Origin of the sequence: Candidatus Desulfosporosinus nitrosoreducens, assembly GCF_030954495.1 — a bacterium.
In the GTDB taxonomy this organism is placed as follows: Bacteria; Bacillota; Desulfitobacteriia; order Desulfitobacteriales; family Desulfitobacteriaceae; genus Desulfosporosinus; species Desulfosporosinus nitrosoreducens.
The window spans coordinates 1-23733 of sequence record NZ_JAVHUW010000054.1; the positions used below are offsets into that span (position 1 = coordinate 1).

General features: G+C 40.5%; 22 protein-coding genes. 16 read left to right on the top strand and 6 right to left on the bottom strand.

Going from position 1 to position 23733, the window contains the following annotated elements; genetic code table 11:
- On the top strand, positions 1-165 hold a 165-nt coding region (locus REC12_RS13130), incomplete at its 5' end, for a transposase (protein WP_374214208.1).
- 277 nt (positions 166-442) lie between these two features.
- Here the strand turns inward: REC12_RS13130 and REC12_RS13135 are convergent.
- The gene (locus REC12_RS13135) at positions 443-1762 is read right to left on the bottom strand and encodes a methyl-accepting chemotaxis protein (RefSeq protein ID WP_308895141.1); all 1320 of its coding nucleotides are present in this window, start codon (positions 1760-1762) and stop codon (positions 443-445) included.
- A 357-nt stretch (positions 1763-2119) separates the two neighbouring features.
- On the opposite strand from REC12_RS13135, the gene REC12_RS13140 reads away from it, so the two are divergent.
- The 7 genes from REC12_RS13140 (at position 2120) to REC12_RS13170 (ending at position 7043) form a co-directional block, all read left to right on the top strand.
- Positions 2120-2674 (top strand): GNAT family N-acetyltransferase, encoded by a 555-nt coding sequence (locus REC12_RS13140; protein ID WP_308895143.1) that lies wholly within the window; start codon positions 2120-2122, stop codon positions 2672-2674.
- Between the two features lie 57 nt (positions 2675-2731).
- On the top strand, positions 2732-3046 hold the full coding sequence (locus REC12_RS13145) for a hypothetical protein (protein WP_308895145.1): 315 nt from the start codon (positions 2732-2734) through the stop codon (positions 3044-3046).
- Between the two features lie 37 nt (positions 3047-3083).
- Positions 3084-3710 carry a bis(5'-nucleosyl)-tetraphosphatase (symmetrical) YqeK gene (yqeK, locus tag REC12_RS13150; RefSeq protein WP_308895147.1) on the top strand — a complete coding sequence of 209 codons (627 nt, stop codon included), beginning with the start codon at positions 3084-3086 and terminating at the stop codon, positions 3708-3710.
- Between the two features lie 54 nt (positions 3711-3764).
- Positions 3765-4460, top strand: a complete 696-nt coding sequence (locus REC12_RS13155) for an aspartate/glutamate racemase family protein (RefSeq protein ID WP_308895149.1) — start codon at positions 3765-3767, stop codon at positions 4458-4460.
- A 244-nt stretch (positions 4461-4704) separates the two neighbouring features.
- On the top strand, positions 4705-5118 hold the full coding sequence (gene fosX, locus REC12_RS13160) for a FosX/FosE/FosI family fosfomycin resistance hydrolase (protein WP_308895151.1): 414 nt from the start codon (positions 4705-4707) through the stop codon (positions 5116-5118).
- A gap of 90 nt (positions 5119-5208) precedes the next feature.
- Positions 5209-5661, top strand: coding sequence for a DinB family protein (locus REC12_RS13165; RefSeq protein WP_308895153.1), 453 nt, complete (start codon positions 5209-5211; stop codon positions 5659-5661).
- A 215-nt stretch (positions 5662-5876) separates the two neighbouring features.
- On the top strand, positions 5877-7043 hold the full coding sequence (locus tag REC12_RS13170) for a DUF3800 domain-containing protein (protein WP_308895155.1): 1167 nt from the start codon (positions 5877-5879) through the stop codon (positions 7041-7043).
- Positions 7044-7217: 174 nt separating this feature from the next.
- Here REC12_RS13170 and REC12_RS13175 read toward each other — a convergent pair whose 3' ends face one another.
- A complete protein-coding gene (locus REC12_RS13175) occupies positions 7218-8603 on the bottom strand; it encodes an MFS transporter (RefSeq protein WP_308895157.1) in 1386 nt (461 codons plus the stop codon).
- A gap of 206 nt (positions 8604-8809) precedes the next feature.
- On the bottom strand, positions 8810-9745 hold the full coding sequence (locus tag REC12_RS13180; RefSeq protein WP_308895159.1) for a LysR family transcriptional regulator: 936 nt from the start codon (positions 9743-9745) through the stop codon (positions 8810-8812).
- Between the two features lie 288 nt (positions 9746-10033).
- On the opposite strand from REC12_RS13180, the gene REC12_RS13185 reads away from it, so the two are divergent.
- From REC12_RS13185 to REC12_RS13210, 6 genes are all read left to right on the top strand, one after another.
- Positions 10034-11917, top strand: coding sequence for an aryl-sulfate sulfotransferase (locus tag REC12_RS13185; protein ID WP_308895160.1), 1884 nt, complete (start codon positions 10034-10036; stop codon positions 11915-11917).
- 151 nt (positions 11918-12068) lie between these two features.
- A complete protein-coding gene (locus REC12_RS13190; RefSeq protein WP_308895162.1) occupies positions 12069-12398 on the top strand; it encodes a thioredoxin family protein in 330 nt (109 codons plus the stop codon).
- Positions 12399-12411: 13 nt separating this feature from the next.
- Positions 12412-13626 (top strand): thioredoxin-disulfide reductase, encoded by a 1215-nt coding sequence (trxB, locus tag REC12_RS13195; protein WP_308895164.1) that lies wholly within the window; start codon positions 12412-12414, stop codon positions 13624-13626.
- Positions 13627-13780: 154 nt separating this feature from the next.
- A complete protein-coding gene (locus tag REC12_RS13200; protein ID WP_308895166.1) occupies positions 13781-14203 on the top strand; it encodes a MarR family winged helix-turn-helix transcriptional regulator in 423 nt (140 codons plus the stop codon).
- 87 nt (positions 14204-14290) lie between these two features.
- A complete protein-coding gene (locus REC12_RS13205; RefSeq protein ID WP_308895167.1) occupies positions 14291-15091 on the top strand; it encodes an alpha/beta hydrolase in 801 nt (266 codons plus the stop codon).
- Positions 15092-15462: 371 nt separating this feature from the next.
- A complete protein-coding gene (locus REC12_RS13210) occupies positions 15463-16644 on the top strand; it encodes a methyl-accepting chemotaxis protein (RefSeq protein ID WP_308895169.1) in 1182 nt (393 codons plus the stop codon).
- A 109-nt stretch (positions 16645-16753) separates the two neighbouring features.
- On the opposite strand, the gene REC12_RS13215 is transcribed toward REC12_RS13210, so the two are convergent.
- Positions 16754-17560: an MBL fold metallo-hydrolase gene (locus REC12_RS13215; RefSeq protein WP_308895171.1), complete on the bottom strand. Its 807-nt coding sequence runs from the start codon at positions 17558-17560 to the stop codon at positions 16754-16756.
- 209 nt (positions 17561-17769) lie between these two features.
- On the opposite strand from REC12_RS13215, the gene REC12_RS13220 reads away from it, so the two are divergent.
- Positions 17770-18441: a flavodoxin family protein gene (locus REC12_RS13220; RefSeq protein WP_308895172.1), complete on the top strand. Its 672-nt coding sequence runs from the start codon at positions 17770-17772 to the stop codon at positions 18439-18441.
- A gap of 80 nt (positions 18442-18521) precedes the next feature.
- Here the strand turns inward: REC12_RS13220 and REC12_RS13225 are convergent, their stop codons facing one another.
- Together REC12_RS13225 and REC12_RS13230 are read right to left on the bottom strand one after the other, a co-directional pair.
- Complete coding sequence (locus REC12_RS13225) at positions 18522-18854, bottom strand: hypothetical protein (RefSeq protein WP_308895173.1); 333 nt, start codon at positions 18852-18854, stop codon at positions 18522-18524.
- A 230-nt stretch (positions 18855-19084) separates the two neighbouring features.
- A complete protein-coding gene (locus tag REC12_RS13230) occupies positions 19085-20797 on the bottom strand; it encodes an ABC1 kinase family protein (RefSeq protein WP_308895174.1) in 1713 nt (570 codons plus the stop codon).
- A gap of 581 nt (positions 20798-21378) precedes the next feature.
- Between REC12_RS13230 and thrS the strand changes: the two genes are divergently transcribed.
- Positions 21379-23319 carry a threonine--tRNA ligase gene (gene thrS, locus REC12_RS13235; RefSeq protein WP_308895176.1) on the top strand — a complete coding sequence of 647 codons (1941 nt, stop codon included), beginning with the start codon at positions 21379-21381 and terminating at the stop codon, positions 23317-23319.
- Positions 23320-23733: the final 414 nt, after the last annotated feature.

Here is a 23733-nt window from a genome sequence, read left to right on the forward strand (position 1 = left end):
GCCATTGAAAGAATGGATGACAAGATGCGCAATGCAGTGGAAGGAAAGTTTGGCGCAGGTAAAAGGAAATCTGGCGTTGATCGTATTGATGCGAAATTAAAAGAAACGGCCGCGTGTATGATTAGCATGCAATTGTTTGTCATGAACTTGGAGCATAAGCTCTGAGTTCTTTTTGTGCAATTTTTGAAGAGGTATTTTATAGTGACAGATTTTGGTTTTTTGCTTGATTAAAGGGTTTGGTTAGCAAGCCCTAATTAAACTCCGTTTATATTGACGGTTTATAAGCAAATATTATAAATCAATATGAAACGGAGTTACTTTGAATAAAATACCGATAGCAGATGATGATGGGAATACCAAGATTCATAACGGCAGCATAAGTGTTGAAAGTGAACCCGGAAAGGGTGTTTCTTTTCTGTGACACTGTCAAAAGGGTGAAACCCTACGAATTTTCTTGCAATAGTTTAAATTTAGCTACTGCTTCTGCCAGGTTTTGAGCCATTGCCACTAGAGATTCTATACTTACGCTAATACTTTCAATGGCTGTATTTTGTTTTTCGGTGGAATTAGCAGTTTCTTCAATACTTGCGGATGTTTCCTCAGCAATTGAAGCAACTTGTTGAATGGAGGAATTAATTTGTCCATTATTTGTTTTAATATTTATCAAATTAGAGTTTACCTTCTCAATATGGGTAGCCATCTTATTAATTTCAGAAGCTATTAATTTAAAAGCTTCATTAGTATCTGAGATAAGATTTGTTCCTTTTTCAACCTGCTTATAGGCACCTTCCAAAGTATTACTTACAAGTTTACTTTCATTTTGAAGATTGCCAACGATATCGGTTATATCCATTATAGAATTGCCTGTTTGTTCAGCGAGTTTGCGAACCTCTTCGGCAACCACAGCAAAGCCCCTGCCGGTTTCACCTGCTCTTGCGGATTCAATAGCGGCGTTCAGAGCTAATAGGTTGGTTTGATCAGCTATAGATTTAATGACATCAACAAGTTTAGAAATTTCATGCGTATTTTTTTCAAGTTCATTTACCTTGCCTACGGAATCGCTAACAATTTCATTAATAATTTGTATTTGAGCAATGGACTTGTCCATTTGCTCTGAACCATTTTGCGTGACATTCAAAACTATTGTTGAAGATTCTTCAAGATCTTTACTGCTTATACTTGCCTGCTCAATCAAGCTGTCAAGATTAACAATAGAATTGGCGACTTCGCTGGATGAATTTGCTTGTTCTTCTGAACCAGTTGCTATTTCTTGCATAGTTGAAGCAACTTGCCCGGACTGTTCTTTAATTTCTTTGGCCAGGATTGCTGCTTCAGCATTCTTGTTGGTTAATTCTTCAGAGACTGTTTTTACATGCGTAATCATGCTTCTTAAATTTTCAATCATCACATTTATGGCCTGCGATAACTGACCAACCTCATCTGTGCTTTTTACCGTAATTGTCTGTGATAAGTTTCCCTGAGAAACCAAAAGAGTTACATTCAAGGCATCTTTAAAGGGCTTGATTATCATCTTTATTGCTAATGACAAGATCAGGAATGTAACAATGATCAAATTCACAACCGTAGAAACTAATACTGCATAGGCAGTGTTTTCAAGTCCGCTCATGTTAAGTAATTTGATAATATATCCGGAAATTATTGGACCAATAATTTGTGATATGACAATGACGAGAATGAGCTTTAAAAGTATACTGCTTCTAATCCTAATAACACCAAGTTTGGTAAGTTTGACATTCCCCATATCTAGCTCTCCTTTCATGACGTTTATTTCCTATACATACTTCTTCAAAATTCGATTAAATCCTTTATTGGGGCAACATTTTTGAGAAGTCTTATAAATATCTACAAATAGCTGTGACCTTTTTACCGGACAGCCTTTTTTATAAGCCTAAAAGTTTTGGGGCGTTTAGGAGGTATCGGGCTGTTGATTATTCGTTAGAGTTTTCAAGGAAAATTAGAAGGAATATCCAGGAAACTTGTTGAATGTTGAGTACCATAGAGGGAGAAGAACGATAGAGTGTAATAGTTGTTTGGTAGCGAATTGTCGGTGGGAAATAGTTAAGATCCCCGAAGTAATAAAAAATAGGGGGAGTTGCAGGTGAAAGAATCAATTTTGATTCCCTCGCTGGTTGAAACAGACAGATTAATAGTTCGTGATTCTACGATGGAAGAGTGTACGGCCCTTCAGCAACTTAACGAAGTCTCAGATTATATTGCCGCTTGGGTTGGCATGAAAACTGAACCCGATTATATCTACAAGTGCCTTACTGAAGGCTGCTTGCCGCCAGGCGGAAAAAATGAATTATATCAGGCCAAGTCCATTTATATTAAAGAAAACAGGAAGTTGATCGGTTTTTCTGAATTGTATCATGGTTATCCGGAGAAAGAAGTATTTTTCATTGGTTGGTTATTTATTCATCCGGATCATCAACACAAGGGTTATGCTCAGGAATTCGTAAATAATGTTGTTTTTGAAGCTTCAAGAATTGGATTTTATGCAGCAAGGGTCGGCGTACATTTAAAGAATTGGCCCGCGCTAAGGTTTTGGAGTCAACTGGGCTTTGATAAGATAATGGGAATAATAGGCGATAGGGAGCATAGCGAAAATACTTATTCGGTACTGAAATTAGAGAAAAATTTACGTGAGATGTGAGTTCAGGAACGTCTCCAACGGTAAATTATTTGTCGCTGATTCTGGAAGGCGGTTAGAATGAAAAAATTCATCGGATTAGTAATAGTTTTATTCATTCTTACCAGTAGTGAAGTAAGTTACTTCCAATCGAATATTAGAACGGGAACTGTCCTTGGCTGGAATAATAAACTGTATACGATTATGTCCCAAACAAACGCGTCTGATGCAGGTAATAAACTTGGAGAGGTCTCGTACCACGGGAGGGAATCCGGCTTGTATTCTATCTTTGAATTTCGAAAAACTAATCCTGAAAACAGCATTATGTTTGAAGCCCCGAATGGCAAATATTATAGGGCGATTAGTTCACCAAACGAGGGAGTAACAGGGAAATAGCGAGTGATTCTCTGCACAAAGGTGAAGAGGTGATTCTGTGATATTAGAGGCGTTTGAATCTGTTGTCATACCGGAATTAACTAACGATTTTAAGACTAATATCGAAAATTTGTTTACCAGCAACCATAAGCAAGCAATATACAGGCATGTTCAGCGTGTAGCCACTACCAATAGTGAGATAGCCGAAAAATTTCATTTGAATAAAGAAGTGTGTATACAAGCGGCGTATTGTCACGATATAGCCGGTATTATCAACGAGAACCATATGCTGCAATACGCCAGAGATTATAATATGCCTCTGGATGTAGCAGAAGAAAAGTATCCGTTTTTATTGCACCAAAGATTTTCTGCTCTGCTTGCAATGGATATGTTTAAAATTAATGATGAAAGAATATTATCGGCAATAGCATATCATTCAACTTTAAAATCAAATCCTTCTCAATATGATATGGCGCTGTTTGTGGCTGATAAGTTATCCTGGGATCAGGATGGGGCGCCACCTTATTTGCAAATTATTCAAAGTGAAATAGATAAATCGTTATACCATGCTTCCTTGGCGTATATTGAATTCGTGCTAAACCACAATATGATTCTTTATCCTCACCATTGGTTGGTTGAGGCTTATGAATGGTTAAAAATGTATCGCTGTGATGGTTTTAACTAGTTTACATTCATTTACTAGGGGTGCGAACAGCGGGAAAAAATGGGGAATACAAAAATGAAAACTATTGGTTTAATTGGTGGAATGAGTTGGGAATCTACTGCTACGTATTATCTTGAGATAAACCGTTACATCAACCAAAAATTGGGTGGCTACTATAGTGCAAAATGTATTTTGTATAATGTTCAATATCAGGATATAAAGGATGTTCATAAAAATGGAGACTGGGATCGCGCCGGTGACATTTTAGCGGAAGCAGCCTTATTCCTGAAAGCGGCTGGGGCTGATTTCATAATATTAGCTACAAATACAATGCATATTGTAGCGCCAAGAATTAAGGCGGCCGTTGACCTTCCTTTTTTACATATAGCGGACGTTACGGCAGATCGGCTTATTCAAGATAACATAAAAATGGTGGCCTTATTGGGTACGCGCTTTACTCTGGAGAAAGATTTCTATAAAAAGGTGCTCGAAGCTCGCGGTATCAATGTCCTGATTCCCGCAAAGAATCACATTGAAAAAATCCATGAGATTATAAACAAAGAGCTGATTTTAGGCAAAATTGAAGCGTCATCTCGCGATTGTTTCAAGAGCATTATTCTTGAGCTTCAGAAACGAGGCGCACAGGGAGTTATTTTGGGGTGCACGGAAATTGGTCTTCTAATTAAGCAGGAGGACAGTGTTTTACCTGTATATGACACGGCGCTTTTGCATGCGGATGCCGCGGCGGACTATGCTTTAAGCAATTTCTAGGCTTTAAGATTACAACTTGAAGGCTGTGCTGGTAAATTAATTACTGATTATTCATATATCAATGGAAATTTGTTTTATAGAACTACCTTTAGCGGAACTCTCAAGTCCCTTTTGCAAATCGAAAAAATATATTATTCGGACTCATTAGTGGGACGACATTCTGAGAAGGTTGTTAAGGCTTGTCACCAATAGGATGAACCATTTAAAGAAAATCCACCCTGCAAGGCTGATTGGGGAGGTTAAATTGATTCAAGGCATAAGCCATTTGACGTTTATCGTCAAGGATATTGAAATTGCATCTGTTTTTTTTCGATCAATCTTTGATGCCAAAGAAATATATTCTAGTGAAGAAAAGACTTTTTCATTATCTAAAGAAAAGTTTTTTCTCATTAATGATCTGTGGATTGCAGTAATGGAAGGGGAATCATTATCTGATCGTTCCTATAATCACGTTGCCTTTAAGATCAATGACGAGGAATTTGACATTTATGAGACAAAAATACGGGCCTTGGGAGTAGATTTTAAGTCTCCTCGACCAAGGATTGAGGGTGAAGGCCGTTCGTTGTACTTTTATGATTTTGATAATCATCTTTTTGAACTACACACAGGGACGCTTGCGGAAAGGTTACTTCGCTATTCCTTGGGTACCTGTGAATAGGCTTAGCGCATCACAGATATTTACCGGCAACAAACCAAGCTATTCTGCCGGGGGCGTCGTTTTTAGAACATTGGGCGAGGGAGTGTTAAAATGGATAAAATTATAGAACGGCTAAATTATTTAATCGAGATACTTCCATTAAAGGTAAATGAGTTTTCGGAAGAAGAATTCTCTGTAAAGTTGTCGAATAAGTGGTCGAAGAAAGAAATATTGGGGCATTTATGTGATTCTGCTACAAATAATCACCATAGGTTTATTAGAATTCAATTTGAGGTGCAACCCTTTGTCAGCACTTCCTATGATCAAAACAACTGGGTCTTAATTCAGGACTACCAGACGATATCAACTGTTGATATCGTTGACTTTTGGCTGGCTTTAAACAGACAAATTATCAGAGTTATTTCAAAGCTTCCGGAAGAAAAACTTTCTTATCAATGTAGTGTTGGCGATAATAAATCCTTTACTTTACTAGGACTAATTCAAGATTATCTAAGGCATATGGAGCATCACCTTAATCAAATATTCGGTACATCTGACCTGTGAGTTACCTTTTTCCTGCCCAGTGTACCTGTTAGCTAGGGAAGAGGATTAAGAAAATAAGATGAAGAATTGTCAACACCGGAGCATTGAACTCCGGTTTTCAGGGTTTAGCGAAAAACAAATTGCAGGAGATCAAGGAAATTTGTGGAATGATAAGGTGTAGATAGGTTGGTTGCCAATATATCGCCATGTAAAAAGCCTTTTTAGGGGTGAGGGAAATGCAGGATCAATATGCCTTTGTGAGTGAATATGGTAATTACGATTTTGACTTTACAAAGGAAGGAGTATCTACACATTTTATAGTCACTGCAATTATTGTAGATGGAAATAAACTAGAAGGCGTAAGAGGTCAGGTAGAGTCAATCCGCCAAAAGTATTTTCCAACCGGAGAAATAAGCTCAATTAAGGTTTCAGAGGATGACGAGCAAAGGCTTTTAATTCTTAAGAGTTTAGCGAGTGTTGATTTTCATATCTTCAGTATGGTCGTCGATAAGAAGAAATTAAATTTGGAGGGAGGATTAGGCTATAAACGATCATTTCATAAATATTTGAACGGACGCGTTCACGATGAACTATACACAACCTTTTCTAACTTAAAGTTGGTTGCGCGTCAGCATGAGAGCAAGGAATTTATGGAGGGATTTGTTGCCTACGTTAATAAAAAGCATATTCCAAATTTATTTTCACAAGCTGAATTTGGGTTTGTAGACAGTAAAGATGAACTATTAATTCAAGTTGCCGATTTTATAGGTGCTACACTTGCGAAACACTTTGAGGAAAAGACATTATCTGCAAAGGAAAAAACGTCGTCCTCAAGCTATGAAGATTTCTGGGGGCTAATTAGCAACAAGATAATCGGCCTGAGAGAATGGCCAAATCAATTTCAGGATTTTATGGCAGATATCAAAACTCAGGGAATCTTCAATGATATTATAGCCAGGCAATCGGTTGCTTTGGCCTTACAGTATATATCATCTAATGAAGGCTCTATGGCACCGTTCGTACGGGATCAGGCCAATTTTCTAAGATTTCTTTTATTAAATCTTCGTATCGAACCCAATAAATATGTTTCAACCATGGAGATCATAAAAAACCTGAGTAAGCTGCGTGGCAGATCACTAACTCCTTATTATCTTCGATCGCGCATAGTGGGCAAGTTAAGGGATGAGGGTCTGTTAATTGCCAGCAGTGACAAAGGGTATAAACTACCCGTCTCTGAAGCTGACCTATTTGACTTTGTAAATCATAGCAATTTAATAGTACAACCTATGCTTCTGCGGCTTGAAAAATGTCGTAACCAAATATTGCTTGCTACCAAGAATGGACTCGATATCCTGGATAGACCTGAATATGAACGATTAGGAAGGTTCTTCAGAGAAGAGTAATATTTTCCCCCAAAGTAACTCTTGGCGGAAAACGTTTATTTTTAGAAATCACAAATAGCGACAGACCAATTAAAAAAGAAAAACCGCCAGAACTTAATGTTTCAGCGGTTTTTCTACCCCCTAAATTACTAGAGCCACAAGTACTAAAATAATATGCTCTCATTAGGCTGATTTTCAGGAAATTTCCTCCAGAGATTTGCCGCCTGTTTTTAGCCCCCATAGTAATAAAACGATTACAGGGATGCAAACCAAAATCGCCACCATATTGTAAACACCGGTAAATTTATATTGAGCAAAAACGATGGGAATATATAATTGAAGAACAGAAGTTGCCAAACGCCCTGCCGAATTATGAATTCCGGTAGAGGTATTCCGCATTTTTGTCGGATAATTCTCAGCAATGTAACTAAAGGTTATGAAGTTCATAGCCATATTGACAGCGATCAAAAGGAAGCCACAAATTACAATCGGAGCAAAGCCTTTTATTTGTCCAAAGATCACGGCTAATACCGCCACAGAAATAGCCATCACTGCCATCGGAATCTTCCGGCCGCCCTTGTCAGCGATCAGGGAGGATAAATAGCAGCCGGCCGGGACGCCAAACATAAGGAGAGAGGAAGCTGTTAAAGCATCATTAACGCTTAAACCTCTTTGGTTTAACAAAGTCGGTGTCCAGTTTGTAATAACAAAACCGGCAGGAACCGTCAGGAGAACAAAGAAGAGGATGACTAAGGTTCTTTTAAGATACTTCGGTGACAATATACCCGCCAAAACGTCCACTGTTTTAACCCGGGGCTCAACTATAGAAGCAGCTTCAGTTAAATCGACCTTTACATTCGTTAATTGTTCAATGACTTTTTCGGCTGATTCTTTTTTGCCTTTAGTAACTAACCAACGCGGCGATTCTTTTAAATATTTGATACCCATGATGAAGCCGATAAGTCCGACTCCGCCCAAGAAGAAAATATAGCGCCAGGCTTCAGGGCTCAGGGGAATAACGACGCGGCACAATAATCCCACTAAAGGAGCCGCCATAAAGCCAATTGAAGCAGTTAAGCTTTGCCACTTGCCACGAGTGGCCGCGGGGGCCATCTCCGCAATATAGACTTGAGAAGTGACCATCATACAGAAAACACCAAAACCGGTTATAGCTCGGGTTATCGTAAAAATTTCAACATTTTGAGCAAATCCGTTAGCGATGGAACCGAAAGAGAAGAGAAGAATCGCACCTAAGAATGTCTTTCTGCGGCCAATAAAGTCTGAAATTACGCCGCCCGTCAATCCACCGAGGGTCATGGCCACAAAATAGGCGAAATTGATTTTCCCAATCGCTGCCATATTAATCCCCCAGCTTTTCATTAAGGCGGGAGCAATAAAGCCGAAATTCCAATTATCCATTTGCTCAAAGAAATAGGCTAACATAATAATGAAAAATAATAACTTATGGATTGAGGTAACATCTAAACCGTCAAAGTAATTATTGCTGATCTTAGCGTTTTTGGCTGAAGCACCTGGAAGGTTTATAGAATGGTGATCTTTCTCACGTACCTCTACTGACATAACCTATCCCTCCCCTAAGATTTTTGTGAATTATTTCATCAGTGAATGTACCAAACTCCCTTTGCTCTTTGCTTATTATTTTGATTTAAGTAGTTTTGTTAAGCTCCTTTCTTTTTGCTTGTACTTGTTCTCTCAATCGTATTATACATAATCCTAATAGCACCATATAACAGAACCTTATTGTCTTTTCCCACAACAAAAAGTAGTTACTCGTTGGAGGTATTTACGGATAGTTCCAGGCATTCCAAAAACTTTTGCGCTGGAATTGACATTGAATAATTTGCGGAGCTTACCCAGGTAAAAACGAGCTTTAAGCGTAATTCTGACTGGAGTGTGCATTCTTTCAGGGATCGGCAATCACTCAGCTCCAGGGTAGAAACAAGCCCCATCGCCAGCCCGTCAATGATTGTTTGGCGGAATAACTCATTATTAAGAGTTTTTAAAAATACCTTTGGCGACTGATTGATTTCCTGAAAAATCAGAGATATGATTTCAGCGTATTGTTCCGTGTCAAAGCAGACCATGGATCGTTTTACTAATTCTTGGGCCGAATTAATCTGCTCTTTACTCAATGACCAAATTTTAGGAACACAGACAATTAAATCATCGCGTAAGAGTTCTTTATAAGCTAAATCGGGACAAGAATACAATATCCGTTTTTCAGGGTCCAGGTAATAGGCCGCCGGAAAGTTTATCAGCCCTACCACCGCGGGATCATCTTTAATTCGGGCGATAGTTTCTATAGGCGAACTTTCTTTGAGAGTCAAGTTAACATTGGGATATCTTGCTTTAAATAGTTTTAAGGCTTTGGGCAAAACAGTTGTACCCGAATTATGGGAGTGAAAAAGGGTCAAATCTCCCTCAACCGGGGAATTTTTTTGTCGGGAAAGCAGTTCTAACTCAGCCCTTAAGCCATCATACTTTGCAACAATCTCTTTGGCTGTCAGGACGGTCTTTTGTCCGGCTTCCGTTAGTGTTATGCCGTGACGGCTGCGACGAAATAATATTACATTAAGCTCTTGCTCTAAACGCGTAATCATTTGGCTCAGACCTTGTTGGGAAATGTGCATATTTTCAGCCGTCAGGGTAATTGACTTTGAATGAGACAATTCTATTAAAAGCTTTAAGTCGCTGATACGCATCTTTATTTCACTTCCTAAGCTAAAAATTAAATATAAAATCCGACCTTATGCAGTGAGATATAAGGTAAATAAAATCCAACTTTCACATCTAAGGTATTGTTTTGGTTAGTATACCCCAAAAGGGTCCCTGTGCAACAGATCCTTTTAGGGTGAGCTTTCTTAATTCACAACAAAAGGTTGTGATGAAAAACAAGGAAGTTGTGTTTTATGTTTGGATTTAGAGAAAGGTATAATGTACTTAAAAGAACAAGGATAGACAGCTTGATATTGGATAAGGAGTGAATCCCTTTGAGTAATTATTTAGAAACAGAAAAACATTTGATTACCCTTCAATCTGAGTCCGAAGAAAAGTTTTTAGCCGAACTTAGATCAGGAAATTACACCTCGGAAACCCCGCTTGTTGTTGTAAATCCCTATTTGATTAATCCTCTTGCCGCTGTCATTTGCTTTAACACAGATGAAGAAACCTCTGCACAGATAACTGTAAAAGGTAAAGCGGTGGAAGGGGATCTTACGCACACCTTTGCCGCTGCCCGAGAACATGTATTGCCGGTCTATGGGCTGTACGATGATTATGAAAACACTGTGGTTATAACCCTCGGCAATGGGAAAACGTCACAAGTAACGATCAAAATTGAAGAACTGGATGTCAATAAGGCTCTCTATTGCCGTACGACGCCAGAGTATTTTGGCAAAGACCTTATGGTCATCTCGACAACGACACCCCTTGTTGATTCGGCCAAAACCGTAGGCTTTGATTATGCAGGTGATTTAAGATGGGTTATCACCAATAAGCAAAGCTGGGATATTAAAAAACTTGCTAACGGCAGGCTCCTCTACACTTCTTACAGGACAGTGCAAAAACCCTATTATACCGCTGGGGTTATGGAGATGGACTTTTGCGGTAAGATTTATAAAGAATACCGTTTGCCGGGCGGGTTTCACCATGATGCTATAGAGTTGGAAAATGGCAACATTTTGGCCGCTTCTGACCATGATTTTGAAGAATCGGTTGAGGACTATGTTGTTGAAGTCGATAGAAAAAGCGGGGAAATCGTTAAATCATGGGATCTCCTGGAAATACTGCCCAGGGAGAAAGGCAACGCGGGAGATTGGAACCACCATGATTGGTTCCATAATAACGCTGTTTGGTATGACAAAGCTACTAATTCTATAACCATGTCCGGCAGGCACAAAGATGCAGTCATTAACTTTGATTATGATACTTCCAAATTAAACTGGATTCTCGGCGACCCGGAAGGTTGGGGAGAAGAGTGGCAAAAATATTTCTTTAAAAACGTCACTAAAGGTGATTTTGACTGGCAGTACGAACAACACGCCGCACGAATACTGCCCAATGGAGATGTATTCGTATTTGACAATGGCACTTATCGCTCGAAAAACGCGGCAACCAGAGTTTCACCTGAGGACAACTTCTCCAGAGGAGTTATTTACAGAATTGACACCGACAAAATGGAAATCGAACAAATTTGGCAATACGGGAAAGAAAGAGGAGCAGAATTTTATTCCCCCTATATTTGTAATGTCGACTATTACAGCGAGGGGCATTATATGATCCACTCCGGCGGTATTGCCACTTACAGGGGAAAGCATACGGATGGCTTAGGGGCTATGCTTTTGAATAAGTATAAAAACGAGTACATCCATTTAACCCTGGAATCTATCACGGTTGAGGTGCAAAATGATGAAGTTAAATACGAACTGAAAGTTCAAGGCGGTAATTATTATCGGGCACGGAGATTAACTTTATATGATGAAACAACTAATTTTGCTCTTGGCAAAGGGGAATTTCTGGGCGGGTTTGGCATAACCCCGGAGCTGGGATACAAGGTTAAATTTAAAGACGCTGCAGAAGAAGTTTCTGCCAAACACAACTTGTCCTTAATACTTGAAGAAGATAGATTGGCTCTGCGGGCAACATTTAAGGAAGGTTCCGAGGTTTTTCTGGAATTAAAAGGTCAAAACGAAGTGAAATTCTATGCGATCCCAACAGCAGTTCATGATGTGACCGCAGCCTGTGTTTCTTTTGAAGAGCAAAACGACAATGATTTCCAATTCTATGTTAGCCGACAAGGACTAGCCGGCGACTATCATCTTTATTTAAATATAGACAACAAGCGCTACGATACCCAGTTTTCAGCCAAGCTTTAAGAATCCGATGTTTAGTTTTCACTAAAATTGGACTTTGCTCCCTAAAGAAACAGAGAATAATAAAATAAATCTGTTGCTGCGCAGGGAGCCTTTTTTATTCGAACAGACAATGCCCGGCGGGCAGAAAAGTTATTTAGAGAGGTGTTTAAAAATGTCATTGCAACCCTTGGATTCAAGCCGCTTTGAAGAAGTGATTTACAATAACGGAGAACCCTGCCTAGTTATTTTCTCCAGAGAAAGCTGTCATGTTTGTCAGGGTGTTCTGCCAATTTTAGAAGATTTACAGCCACAATTTGCGGGCAAATTTAGTTTTTATCATGTCGATGTGGAGGAAGAAAAAGCCTTATACCAGAAATTTTCCTTAAAGGGCGTTCCTCAAATTCTTTTCTTTAAAGATGGTGAATACCAGGGAAAATTGGCCGGTAAGGTTGAGGAAGAAGACGTTGAGGAAAGAATTACAGACGTGCTGAGTGAATCGTAAGGTGGAATGAAAAATGGCTAATATGTATGATTTAATAATTATTGGCGGGGGACCCGCCGGACTATCCGCCGGCATTTACGGAGGCCGAGCTAAGCTCAAAACTCTGATTATCAACAAAGGTACTCTGGGCGGCTTGGTGAATACAACACGTGAGATTGTCAATTACCCTGGTTACGGACAAATCAGCGGCTCCGCGCTTATGCTGGATTTTAAAAAACATGCCGAAAGTTTCGGTGTGGAGTTTATAAGAGACCAGGTCATACGTACTGATTTTTCCCAAGAAAATAAAGTGATTCAAACAAAAAAGGGTAAAGAGTTTACGGCTAAAGCTGTGATCATCGCTTGCGGGAGTGAGCCGAGGCTTCTGAATATTCTCGGAGAAAAACGTCTCCAAGGCAGTGGAGTTGCTTATTGCGCCACTTGTGACGCCGAATTTTTTGAAGGCGAAGATGTCGTAGTCATTGGCAGCGGTGATCAAGCGATTGAGGAAGGTATGTATATTACCAAGTTTGCCAAAAAAGTTACGGTCATCGTACTTCATGATGAAGGAATTTTGGATTGCAACAAGATCAGTGCTGAACGCGCCTTTCAAAATGAAAAAATGGAGTTTATCTGGAACTCTACCGTCGAAGAAGTGTTGGGCGAGGAAGAGGTTAAAGGAGTTAAAATAAAAAATTTAAAGACCGGCAGTTCTTCCGAATTGGAATGCCAGGGTGTGTTTTTCTTTGTTGGCATGGTACCATCTACCCAATATCTCAAAGAGAGCGGAATCGAGCTGGATAAGAGGGGATATATCCCTGTCAATGGCTTGATGGAAACAAATTTGGAGGGCGTTTATGCGGTAGGGGATAACCGAGTCAAATACCTAAGGCAGGTTGTTTCGGCGGCCGGTGATGGAGCTACGGCTGCCGTAGCAGCGGAGCGCTACATGGAAGAGCTCGATGCCTTTCGAACCAATATCGCAACTAGTGATAAAAAAGTTTTACTGGTATTTTTCAATGCTTCCAATACAGAGAGTCTTAAATTCACTTCCCTTATGGAAGAGCTTCAGCAAGAGCATAATCAAGACTATAAAATTATCAAAGTGGATTTGGCGACTAAGAGAAATCTTGCCCAAAAGTATGGGATAAAAGCTGTTCCCGCCGTTGTTGTTCTAAACAAAGGGGAGAAGATTAAAGAGCTGGAATGTAGTATGGATAAGGCTAATCTCCAAGCGCAAATTCTCTAATTCGTTGTAAATTTGGAAGAGCCGGGGCTGCAGCTCCGGCTCCGTTTTTTATGTTTCCATTTTGGTTGCACTATAATCGGCCGGAAGCCTCTTTGCGCAGATTTTGTGGAACTAACTGTTGACATTAGTTTGACGTCAAACTATAATGCAATTAATGAATACGCAAGATGTTATATCATTAATTTCCAAAATCAGAGAGAAAACAAACAGGTTTATTGTGGCGGAGATGTCGAAATATGGGATAGAAGGTATTGTGACTTCACATGGCGATATCATCAACGCTCTTTTCAAGAAACCAAGATTAACTATGGCAGAGATTGCCGAGAAGATTGGCAGGGATAAGTCTACAGTTACGGCACTTGTTGACAAACTGGTCAGATTCGGGTATGTGACCAAAGAAAGAGATACAGAGGACACAAGGGTCGTTTATGTAACCTTAACCTCAAAAGGGAGCGGCTTGAAGCCCATATTTGCAGCGATATCAAGTGAGACTTTGGCTGTTTTTTATTCGGACATCTCAGAAGAAGAAAAGGAGGAGCTAGTAAGAATTTTAAATAAGATTTATAAAAGCTTCTAAAATTTTTGGCAATATAGTTTGATATCAAACTATATTGCCAGTAACGGCGAAAGGAACGATGAGAACATGAAAGATTATAGCAAACTATTGCCGGAGCATATTGAAAAATATATTGGAGAAAATGACTTATTCTTAGAGATTTATGAAAGCAAAAGCCATCCGGAAGCAATTGGCAAAAAGCCCCCTCTGCTTTTTGTGCATGGTGCTTATACCGGAAGCTGGATGTGGAGTAAATACATTCCGCACTTTGTCGGCAAAGGGTGGAAATGTTACGCAATGAATATGAGAAGTCACTATAAAAGCAGAGTGATGGATATGACGAAGATAACCTACCGTGATTATCTGGATGATATTAAGGAGATAACTGATGAGTGTGGTGAGTCTCCGATAGTCATCGGCTTCAGCATGGGGGGAATCCTCTGCCAAAAGTTAGCTGAAACAATTACCTTTGCCGGTTTAGTGCTAATAGACACAAGCATAAGTAAAGAAGTTTATGCAATAGCCCCCTACACAGAATCGTGTGAGATTATAGCGGAAATTGTAGAACCTGCCCCAGCCCGTGAGGAGTATTTCAGCATCGACGAATCGGCAGATGATCTTGCTTTTCAAAAAAAATACCTGGCCATGGAATCATCAAAGGCCAGAAACGCTATGTTTCCTTTTGCAGCACAGGGAGGAATTTCTATAGATGGCAGTTTGATCACTTGCCCAAGCCTTGTAATTAAGGCCGTGAACAGTGATGAGGATGACAGAAGAGGCAGGGCGACTGCTGAGCAGCTTAAGGCTGAATATATAGGACTTTATAACAAAACTCACACTGGTTTGTTAGTTGGGCAGCGATATAGGGAGGCAGTAGACGGCATAATGAACTGGTTAAGGAGGTTTTAAAGCTGAGCCTCAAGAATATGAGATTTAAAGGAAGAATAGGGTGCAGTTAGCTCCCATTGTTTTCCGGAGGGGCGTAAGAGTCCTATGTAAAAGGAGCAGTGCAAAAGTCAGTTACAACGGGTGCTGCTACCTTTTTTATTATATAACTTTATCAATATATCCTTGTAATACTTTTCTTGACAAATTTCACAACTTGATGCAGGCTAATATAAAGATGCATTAAGTTGCTCCTGAATTTATCAGCAGGCAATTACATTCTGGCTTTGCTTTAGACTGATAAATTGCCGAAAGTTGGCAGCAAGCCTCTGGCAAAGTAAGAATGTGCTTAACCGGTATGGAGGAACTAGAACAAATGAGGGGTGATTACTCTTATGAGTATGATGAAAGTTTCCACGATTGGAAGTTCTTTGTTAGTTGCCGAGGAACTTTATCGAGTCACAAAAATGTATTTCAACAATAAAGTGGAGTTGCTCGACAAATATGATATCAGACAATTGCCTAAACATCTTCCCGAAGACTTATTTATCGTGCTTCCAACTCGTGTCGAACAAGCCTCTCAATTCATACCAAGGGAAAAAATTCTGGGAATTGAACTCGTTCCTGAGCCTCAGCTTTATGTCGAGGTGGCTAAAATTCCCGCAGGAAAGACAATCGGCATTTTTAATAATAACTCCGCTCAAGGAAATCAAATTGTGACATATCTTCATTCTTATGGGCTTGATCAATTTAACTACCTAGTCATCCCTTTTGATGAATTAACGGCTGCCGAAGTTAAGGAAAGAGTAGGGCAAGCCGAGGCTCTCATTGGAGCGAAAGGTTTTGTCGGCTCAGGTGAAGTTCTGTTTAGCCAATATCGGGACGCACTTCGTCCCGACTGCAAGATTATTTCCTTTAATCGGACGATAAAACCTCAAGGAATCATGGATATCATAGAACGTATAACGCTTTTTAACTATCAAGCCATGGCTAAAGAAGCTCAGGAAATCTCCAACACTCTCCATAGCAGGATACAGGAAGTAATGGCGATCTCCGGCAACATTACTCATTCCATGGGATTAACAAAAAAATCAATTGGAGACACGGAGCAGATGATTAAGAAGCAATTGCAGGAGGTTGAACTCACAATCAATATTTCCTCAGATCTGGAAAAGGCCGCCTCGCAAATTGACCAAACAGTTCAACTCATAAAACGAGTTGCCAATCAAACGAACCTCTTGGGTTTTAATGCGTCGATTGAGGCAGCCCGAGCCGGCGAGGCAGGACGAGGTTTTACTGTGGTAGCCCAGGAAATTAAACGGCTTGCGGACGAAAGCCGTCAATCAGTCGAATTAATCCGCACCCTCATTCAGAACATACAGGAAGTCAGTGGTAAGATTATTCCCGTAATGGAGCTTTTAACTGAGGAATTCAAGCAAGTTGATACATCCATCCTGCAGATTTCCGAACGTTCACAATCCGATTCAATATCCATGCAGGCTATTGGCCAGGCTTTAGAAGAAATTGGCGCAACGAGTGAAATGTTATTGGAACAGTATAATCGATTAGTATCATAATCAAAGTTCACCTATTGTGTGTTTTTTTATAAGCTCTGTCTGCTGACAGAGCTTATTTTACTGTTCTTGCCGGGATGTTCTTTCGTCAAGTAGCGAAAGCAGTTTGTCGCTATAAGGTAATTGTATCGAGGTCATCGGGAACGAACAGGTTTCCGCTGTAATATTTTCTCCCTTCGGCAGTATAAAGCTCTTTTCGCCGGGTTATATTGGTATCTTCCGTGTGCCAGAGTACAAGGTTTTTAATATTAAGGGAAGCGGCAAGTTCGCAGGCATCTTTAACGGTGCTGTGATCCTTCTCATAAGGCTTGAATTTTTCGCGGTCACAATAAAGACAAAAGGCCTCAGATAAAAGCCAATCACTATTTAAGGCATATTTTCTGCATAATTCATTACAGGGTTCATCTCCTAAAAAAGTAAGAAGTTTTTCGTTACTCAGTTTCACAGTAAAGCCAAACTGTTTTGCTTTGCTGGAATGGATATCAAAAAAAGTAAAATCCCGACCTAAGAGATTGCTCGTTTGCCCATCATACAGCGGGATGAGGAGAATTCGGCTCCCGATTAAATCCGTCAATTTTTGATCAAGGGTTAAACCTGCGAGAGTTATGATAGTGTCTGTAAGCTCCTCATGGCAATAAATTTTTAAATTCCCGCTATACTGACCTGAAAGTATAGACGAAGCAACCATTCGTATAATCCATACCATCCCCAGTAAGTGGTCTGAATGCTTATGGCTAACGAAAACATGATGAATCCTGGCTAAGGAAATTCCGGCTTTCTCTAAAGCGGCTAATATGCCATTGCCGCCACCGGCGTCAACTAATAGATACTCATGGTCCTCACTTGAAAGGGCAAAACAGGTATTATAGCACTTAGTTACTGCAGCACATCCTGTTCCTAAAACAATTAGATGATTCATTACTTTCACTCCGATTGTAGTTTGCTTTGGTGTATCCGCTGAGATCTTCCCAACTCTTTCATTTGAGAACTAATTAAGCAGGAAGAACAAGAATTATAGTCCTAAAATTGTTAGTTTTTGGATGGCAAAATGTTAAACATTTAACAGACAATTTCTTCTCTAAGACTTATACTAAGAGACAGTAATAAATTAAAAGAAAGGGGATTGGCATGTCTCCCAAAATTATTGGTATTTCAGGTAGCCCTATACCAAACAGTAATACCGATCGCCTGATTATTCAAATGCTAAAATCAAGCGGAGTGGATTACGAGTTTGTCAAGCTCAGCCATATAAATGTAAGACCTTGCCGCGCTTGTAAAGCTTGTGTCACTGATAACCTTTGCAAGGTGTTGGATGATTTCCAGGAACTTGCCCCAAAAGTGAAAGAATCCCAAGCTCTAATCATCGGTGGTTACACGCCCTATGAAATGCTTGACGCTTATACAAAGTCTTTTTTGGAAAGACTCTGGTCGATGCGGCATGTCCGAGGCCTTAATCAGGGCAGAATCGTCGTAACTGTTGTCTCCAGCTTATCTTCACAAACGGCAGCCACTGTTCTGAAGTCAATGGCAGCGGAAATAAATAAGGAGAAAATGAATCACGTTGCACAATTAGGTATTGTCGGCAATGTTCCGTGCCTTACTTGCGGCTCTGGCGACAACTGTGATTTTAGCGGCGTACAAAAGAAATTTGGCCCTGATGCAAAAGCATCCGCTGACTTGTGCAGCGCTGTGGAAACACAACAAGTTTGGGAAGAAGCCAGCGGACTTGCCAAAATGATCGGGCAGTACATACGTGGTGAGAGTGTTATACTTCCCAAGGTGGTCTCTGAAAATAATTAAGAATTATGTCAGGCGCAGACTCCAGCAGAACTATAATTGCCTGTCAGAAAAGAACCGAGGCCGCAGCCTCGGTTCCGTTGCTATTCTTCCGTCTTTTTGCTGTCCTCATTTTGCTGAACCGGAGTTTCTCTTTCTGAAGAGTTTCTGAAATGGTGCTCGTGATTGAAGGAGTAGCCGCATGGCCCTCGTCCTCCGCTATGATGTGCATGGTGTTTGTGCATGGCTTTAAAAAACTGATGTATAGGGGAACCGTCAGGATGTTCGAAACCGGCCTGCCTGGCTTTCTCTTTAAAATTCAAGAAGGCTTCAAATGCTTCCAACTTCGCCCTCAGACTTTCTTTGTCCCCTTGAAGTGTGACCGTAAAGCCATTTTCATTTTCTGTAAAAGCGAATTTAAAGGTCTCTCGATTCATAAATATCCCTTCCTTTTTTACTTTATTTAAATTTGTATGAACCTCAAATTTAATTTGATCCGCTGACTAATCCGTTCTAAGACTCCCGCTGCGGCAAGCGGTGAGTTAAGAGCGGCTAAATCTCTGGCTAAGTGCGACTAAGTTTCAGATGGAGTTAAAACTCCACCTGAATCAAGCCATCTTTATAAAGCGTCTTCGGAAACAGATAGCCAACCTAGAAAAAGCTGTTTTTAGGGATGAAACCGCGGTTTGCGAAATCCTGGTGCCTGCCCCATGGCTCGGCTTCTTCGGCCCATTCTTGGGGAAGCGGAAGAATATGAGTTGCCTTTGATAACAGTAAGGAAAGCAAGGGCTGAAAGAAAAACCAATATTAACCCAGCCTTAAAATAGGGGCCTTCCAGTAAAATAGCTCCGGAGATTAGGAAACCGCTGCTAAAAATCGCTCGGACAATTTGGTTTGTCTGAGCCCTTTGGTTTTGTAAGAGATTCAACTCAAAACTTTTGGCTGGATAAACTTTAATCTCACCAAGTTCTAACCCGGTAATAAAGCGGTTTAGCTTTCCCGGCAAGGAAATAACTTCAGTGAAAGTCTTCTTTGCCTGGTCAAAAATTAATCTTTTAGGGGCATTTCCCGCTCCCTGTCCCAAGAGCAGCTCTTCAGCATAAGGCCGCAGAGTTTTTATAAGATCAAGCTGAGGGTTTAATCCGCCGCAGATTCCTGTAACCGTTAAAAGCGATTTTCCTAAAAACAAAGTCTGAGCCGGAATCTGAAAGGGTTGGGAATACATAAATTCTCTTAATTCTAAAAGGAATTCGTCAGAATTGACTTTATTTAGGCTGGGATCTGCGAAGACATTTGCCAATAGAAGTTTAAGTCCTTTGGCTAAGGTTTGTTTTTCAGCATGCGGCCTGAGGAAACCGAGTTTTTCAAAGACAGCCACCATTTGATCGGTGTCTTTTTGGAATAAAGCAATGATGAAAGCAATTAGTTTTTCTCGCATGTCTTCTTCAATCCGTCCGACCATTCCGAAATCTATAAAAACGAGTGTTCCGTCTTCTTTAACGAGCAAATTACCCGGATGAGGATCTGCGTGAAAAAAGGCGTCGTTCAGTAGCTGCTGCACATAAGCGGAGATCAAGGTGTCGGCAATCTCGGAGCGGTCTAATCCGGCCTTCTCCAGAGCCGCATAATCGTTTACCTTGTAACCGGAGACATATTCCATCGTCAGAACGTGTTGCGTTGTGTATTCCCAATACACTTCAGGAACGCTGATTTTAGAGTTCCCGGAAAAATTTGCTCTGAAAATATCCGCATGCCTGCCTTCCTTGATGTAGTCCAGTTCATCAAGTGTTGTTGCCACAAACTCACGATAAATCAGCTCTAAATCAACGGCCGCTCTGATCTTAGGGTATCGTTTGGCGAAGGTCACCATAAACCGGAGAGCGTTAAAGTCGGTTTGAATAATTTCTTCAATGCCAGGGCGCAGTATTTTAACGGCTACTTTTTTATGACCTTTTATCTCCGCCGTATGAACCTGCCCCAAAGAGGCGGAAGCAACCGGTTCTTGAGAGAAATTTGTATAAACCTCAGCAATGGCACAGCGGTATTCTTCTTCAATTCGCTGGATAATTTCCGGCGTTCCGACAGGTTTAACGGCATCTTGCAGCTTTGCCAGTTCACTTGTATACTCCTCAGGCAAGACGTCTACTCTGGAACTGAAAAATTGTCCCAACTTGATCAGAAGCCCTCCAAGTTCTCCCGCCGTCTCAGCAAAGGCACTGGCCTGCTTCCGATAGAGTGCTTTTGCCTCTTTTTGATATTTTTCTTCGCTAAGAAATCGCTTTTTCTTAGTTATCCACCAAAGTTGAACTATAAATCTTAAAAACAGTAAGATGATCACGCGAAAGCGCTTGTCCTTAAAAAACCGTGTGATAATAGGCATCGGTTTCCTCCTTCTTTAGACTGCGAATTCAATTTTTGACGCTAGGACTTAAGCTTTGTCCCGATAGCCTGAGAGCATCTCCGAATTCAATCATTTTGGTTTGGCACAAGTAAAAAAATATTGACACACTAAACATAAACCCTTATTATGAATTTAAGTTTTACTACAGCTAATATAATATTTATCACACCAAAATGCAAACCTATTTTCTTGTCTTGCCGGACATTCAGATAGAGTAAGAGGAATTATTCTGGTTTTTAGGAGATTAAGCCCCTCTCTAAAGCGCTTGACAATAATAAAACTAGGGAATAGTATTAATAACTAAATATAGACTGGCAGGCTATGACGAGAAGAGTAGGATGATCTGGCTTTTCAGAGAGAAAGCATCAGCGGCTGAAAGTGCTTTTAAAAAAAGACATCTGAAGACCACCTCCGAGCCGGAACGGTGATTCCGTTATCATCATTAATGAGCTAAAATTAGGGTGGAACCGCGGGATAAACTCCCGTCCCTTACGTTAAGTAAGGGACGGGAGTTTTTATAATTATAAGACAAAATCAATCAATGGGAGGTAATTTCAGGTATGATTAAGATTATGCTGAAAGATGGAAGCTGTAAGGAGTATAACAAAGGCATTACTATTAAAGAAGTTGCCGAAACTATAAGTCCGGAGCTGGCAAGGGGGGCTTTAGTAGGCGAAGTTGACGGTGTTATTCGGGATTTGAGTTACAAATTAGAAAATAATTGTACATTGAAGATTTTAACCTTTGCCAGTGAAGGAGGAAAACTTGCCTACTGGCATACGACATCCCACATCCTGGCTCAGGCAGTAAAGAGACGTTATCCGGAAGTCAAACTTGCCATCGGTCCCGCCATAAGGAACGGGTTTTACTATGATTTTGACAGTGATCAAACCTTTACACCTGAGGTTATGCAAACGCTGGAGAAGGAAATGGAAAAAATCATAAAAGAGGCTTTGCCAATTGAGCGCTTTACTCTTGACAAAATTGAAGCTATTAAGTTGATGGAGGAAAGAAACGAACCTTACAAGTTGGAACTTATCCGGGATTTGCCTGAAACAGAGGAGATTTCCTTCTACAAACAGGGAGAATTCGTTGATCTCTGCGCCGGCCCCCATTTGTCTTCAACGAATAAGATTAAGGCTTTCAAGCTGACCCAGTCCGCTGGTGCCTATTGGCGAGGCAGTGAAAAGAATAAAATGCTGCAGAGAATCTATGGAATTTCTTTTCCCAAGAAAAGTGAGTTGGATGAATATCTCGCACGAATTGAAGAGGCCAAGAAGAGAGATCACAATAAACTCGGACGCGAGTTGGAAATGTTTACAACTGTCGATTACATCGGTCAGGGCTTGCCAATATTGATGCCCAAAGGTGCGAAGGTTATTCAAATTCTCCAGCGTTTTGTCGAAGATGAAGAGGAGCGCCGGGGTTACATGCTAACCAAAACGCCGTTTATGGCTAAAAGTGATTTGTATAAAATTTCCGGACATTGGGACCATTACCGGGAAGGCATGTTTGTTATGGGGAATGAGAAAGAGGAAAATGCGGAGCTTTTGGCCCTGCGGCCGATGACTTGTCCATTTCAATTTCAGGTTTATTTGGCAAAGCCCAGAAGTTATCGCGACTTGCCTATGAGGTTTAATGAAACATCGACGTTATTTAGAAACGAATCTTCAGGTGAGATGCATGGACTAATCAGAGTAAGGCAGTTTACAATTTCTGAAGGTCATATAGCCTGTACGCCGGATCAGCTTGACCAGGAATTTGCTAATTGTATTGATTTGGCAAATTTCATGCTTAAGGCAGTCGGCCTGGATGAAGATGTTTCTTACCGTTTTTCCAAATGGGACCCTCAGAACAAGGAGAAATATATTGGAACAGAGGATCAATGGGAAGAAGCACAGAATCGAATGAGACAAATATTGGATAAACTTAATTTGAGCTATGAAGAAGAGGAGGGAGAAGCCGCTTTTTATGGACCTAAACTTGATATTCAAATAAAGAACGTATTTGGCAAGGAAGATACGCTAATAACTGTCCAGATAGATTTTCAGTTGGCGGAAAAATTTGGCATGCAGTATACCGACAGTGACGGTCAGAAGAAATATCCTTATGTAATTCATAGAACTTCTCTAGGCTGCTATGAGAGAACCTTGGCCTTGCTTATCGAAAAATACGGAGGCGCCTTCCCAACCTGGCTGTCTCCGCTGCAGGTGAAAATTCTTCCCTTGAGCGACAAGCATCATGCTTATGCCCTGGAGGTGCAAAGGCTGATGCAGAATAGAGGGGTAAGAGTGGAAGTCGATGCGAGAAACGAAAAGATAGGCTACAAAATTCGCGAAGCCCAAATGGAGAAAACACCCTATATGCTTGTTCTGGGGGACAAAGAATTAGAAAACAGGACAGTAGCAGTAAGGTCCAGAAAAGAAGGGGACCTTGGCACAATGGCAATTGACCAGTTTACGAATATGTTGGCTGGGGAAATAGCTGAAAGAATACGGTAAAAAAGAAGAGGAGCCCCCGGACAGTACCTTGCGGCAAACAACAGTTGATGGACGCTGATCAGTTTGCCGCAAGGGCTTTTTTATTGATGCCTTATACTATAAAGAAGGCTTGATTCAGGTGGAGTTTTAACTCCCTCTGAATCTTAGTCGCCCTTATCCGCTGACTAATCCGCTCTTAACCCACCGCTTGCCGAAGCGGGAGTCTTAGGGCGGATTAGTCAGCGGATAAAAAATTTTAGAATGTAACTAATACTACAGACTATCCTGAGGATATATAGTATGGTTGAATTATTAAATATACTAATTGTGACTATAAAAAAACCAGACTATACTTCAGGAGTTCGCGAAAATTTGTACCCTGTTGCTTCAGAGTAGAAGTGATGGTCACCCTGGTTACTGAGAATTAATAAAGAG

What these genes read in the sequence shown, in the direction of transcription:
- REC12_RS13135 (WP_308895141.1), bottom strand. Translation starts at nt 1,762, where the DNA reads ATGGGGAATGTCAAACTTACCAAACTTGGTGTTATTAGGATTAGAAGC.
- REC12_RS13145 (WP_308895145.1), top strand. Translation starts at nt 2,732, where the DNA reads ATGAAAAAATTCATCGGATTAGTAATAGTTTTATTCATTCTTACCAGT.
- REC12_RS13155 (WP_308895149.1), top strand. Translation starts at nt 3,765, where the DNA reads ATGAAAACTATTGGTTTAATTGGTGGAATGAGTTGGGAATCTACTGCT.
- REC12_RS13165 (WP_308895153.1), top strand. Translation starts at nt 5,209, where the DNA reads ATGGATAAAATTATAGAACGGCTAAATTATTTAATCGAGATACTTCCA.
- REC12_RS13170 (WP_308895155.1), top strand. Translation starts at nt 5,877, where the DNA reads ATGCAGGATCAATATGCCTTTGTGAGTGAATATGGTAATTACGATTTT.
- REC12_RS13175 (WP_308895157.1), bottom strand. Translation starts at nt 8,603, where the DNA reads ATGTCAGTAGAGGTACGTGAGAAAGATCACCATTCTATAAACCTTCCA.
- REC12_RS13180 (WP_308895159.1), bottom strand. Translation starts at nt 9,745, where the DNA reads ATGCGTATCAGCGACTTAAAGCTTTTAATAGAATTGTCTCATTCAAAG.
- REC12_RS13190 (WP_308895162.1), top strand. Translation starts at nt 12,069, where the DNA reads ATGTCATTGCAACCCTTGGATTCAAGCCGCTTTGAAGAAGTGATTTAC.
- trxB (WP_308895164.1), top strand. Translation starts at nt 12,412, where the DNA reads ATGGCTAATATGTATGATTTAATAATTATTGGCGGGGGACCCGCCGGA.
- REC12_RS13200 (WP_308895166.1), top strand. Translation starts at nt 13,781, where the DNA reads ATGAATACGCAAGATGTTATATCATTAATTTCCAAAATCAGAGAGAAA.
- REC12_RS13210 (WP_308895169.1), top strand. Translation starts at nt 15,463, where the DNA reads ATGAGTATGATGAAAGTTTCCACGATTGGAAGTTCTTTGTTAGTTGCC.
- REC12_RS13215 (WP_308895171.1), bottom strand. Translation starts at nt 17,560, where the DNA reads ATGAATCATCTAATTGTTTTAGGAACAGGATGTGCTGCAGTAACTAAG.
- REC12_RS13220 (WP_308895172.1), top strand. Translation starts at nt 17,770, where the DNA reads ATGTCTCCCAAAATTATTGGTATTTCAGGTAGCCCTATACCAAACAGT.
- REC12_RS13225 (WP_308895173.1), bottom strand. Translation starts at nt 18,854, where the DNA reads ATGAATCGAGAGACCTTTAAATTCGCTTTTACAGAAAATGAAAATGGC.
- REC12_RS13230 (WP_308895174.1), bottom strand. Translation starts at nt 20,797, where the DNA reads ATGCCTATTATCACACGGTTTTTTAAGGACAAGCGCTTTCGCGTGATC.
- thrS (WP_308895176.1), top strand. Translation starts at nt 21,379, where the DNA reads ATGATTAAGATTATGCTGAAAGATGGAAGCTGTAAGGAGTATAACAAA.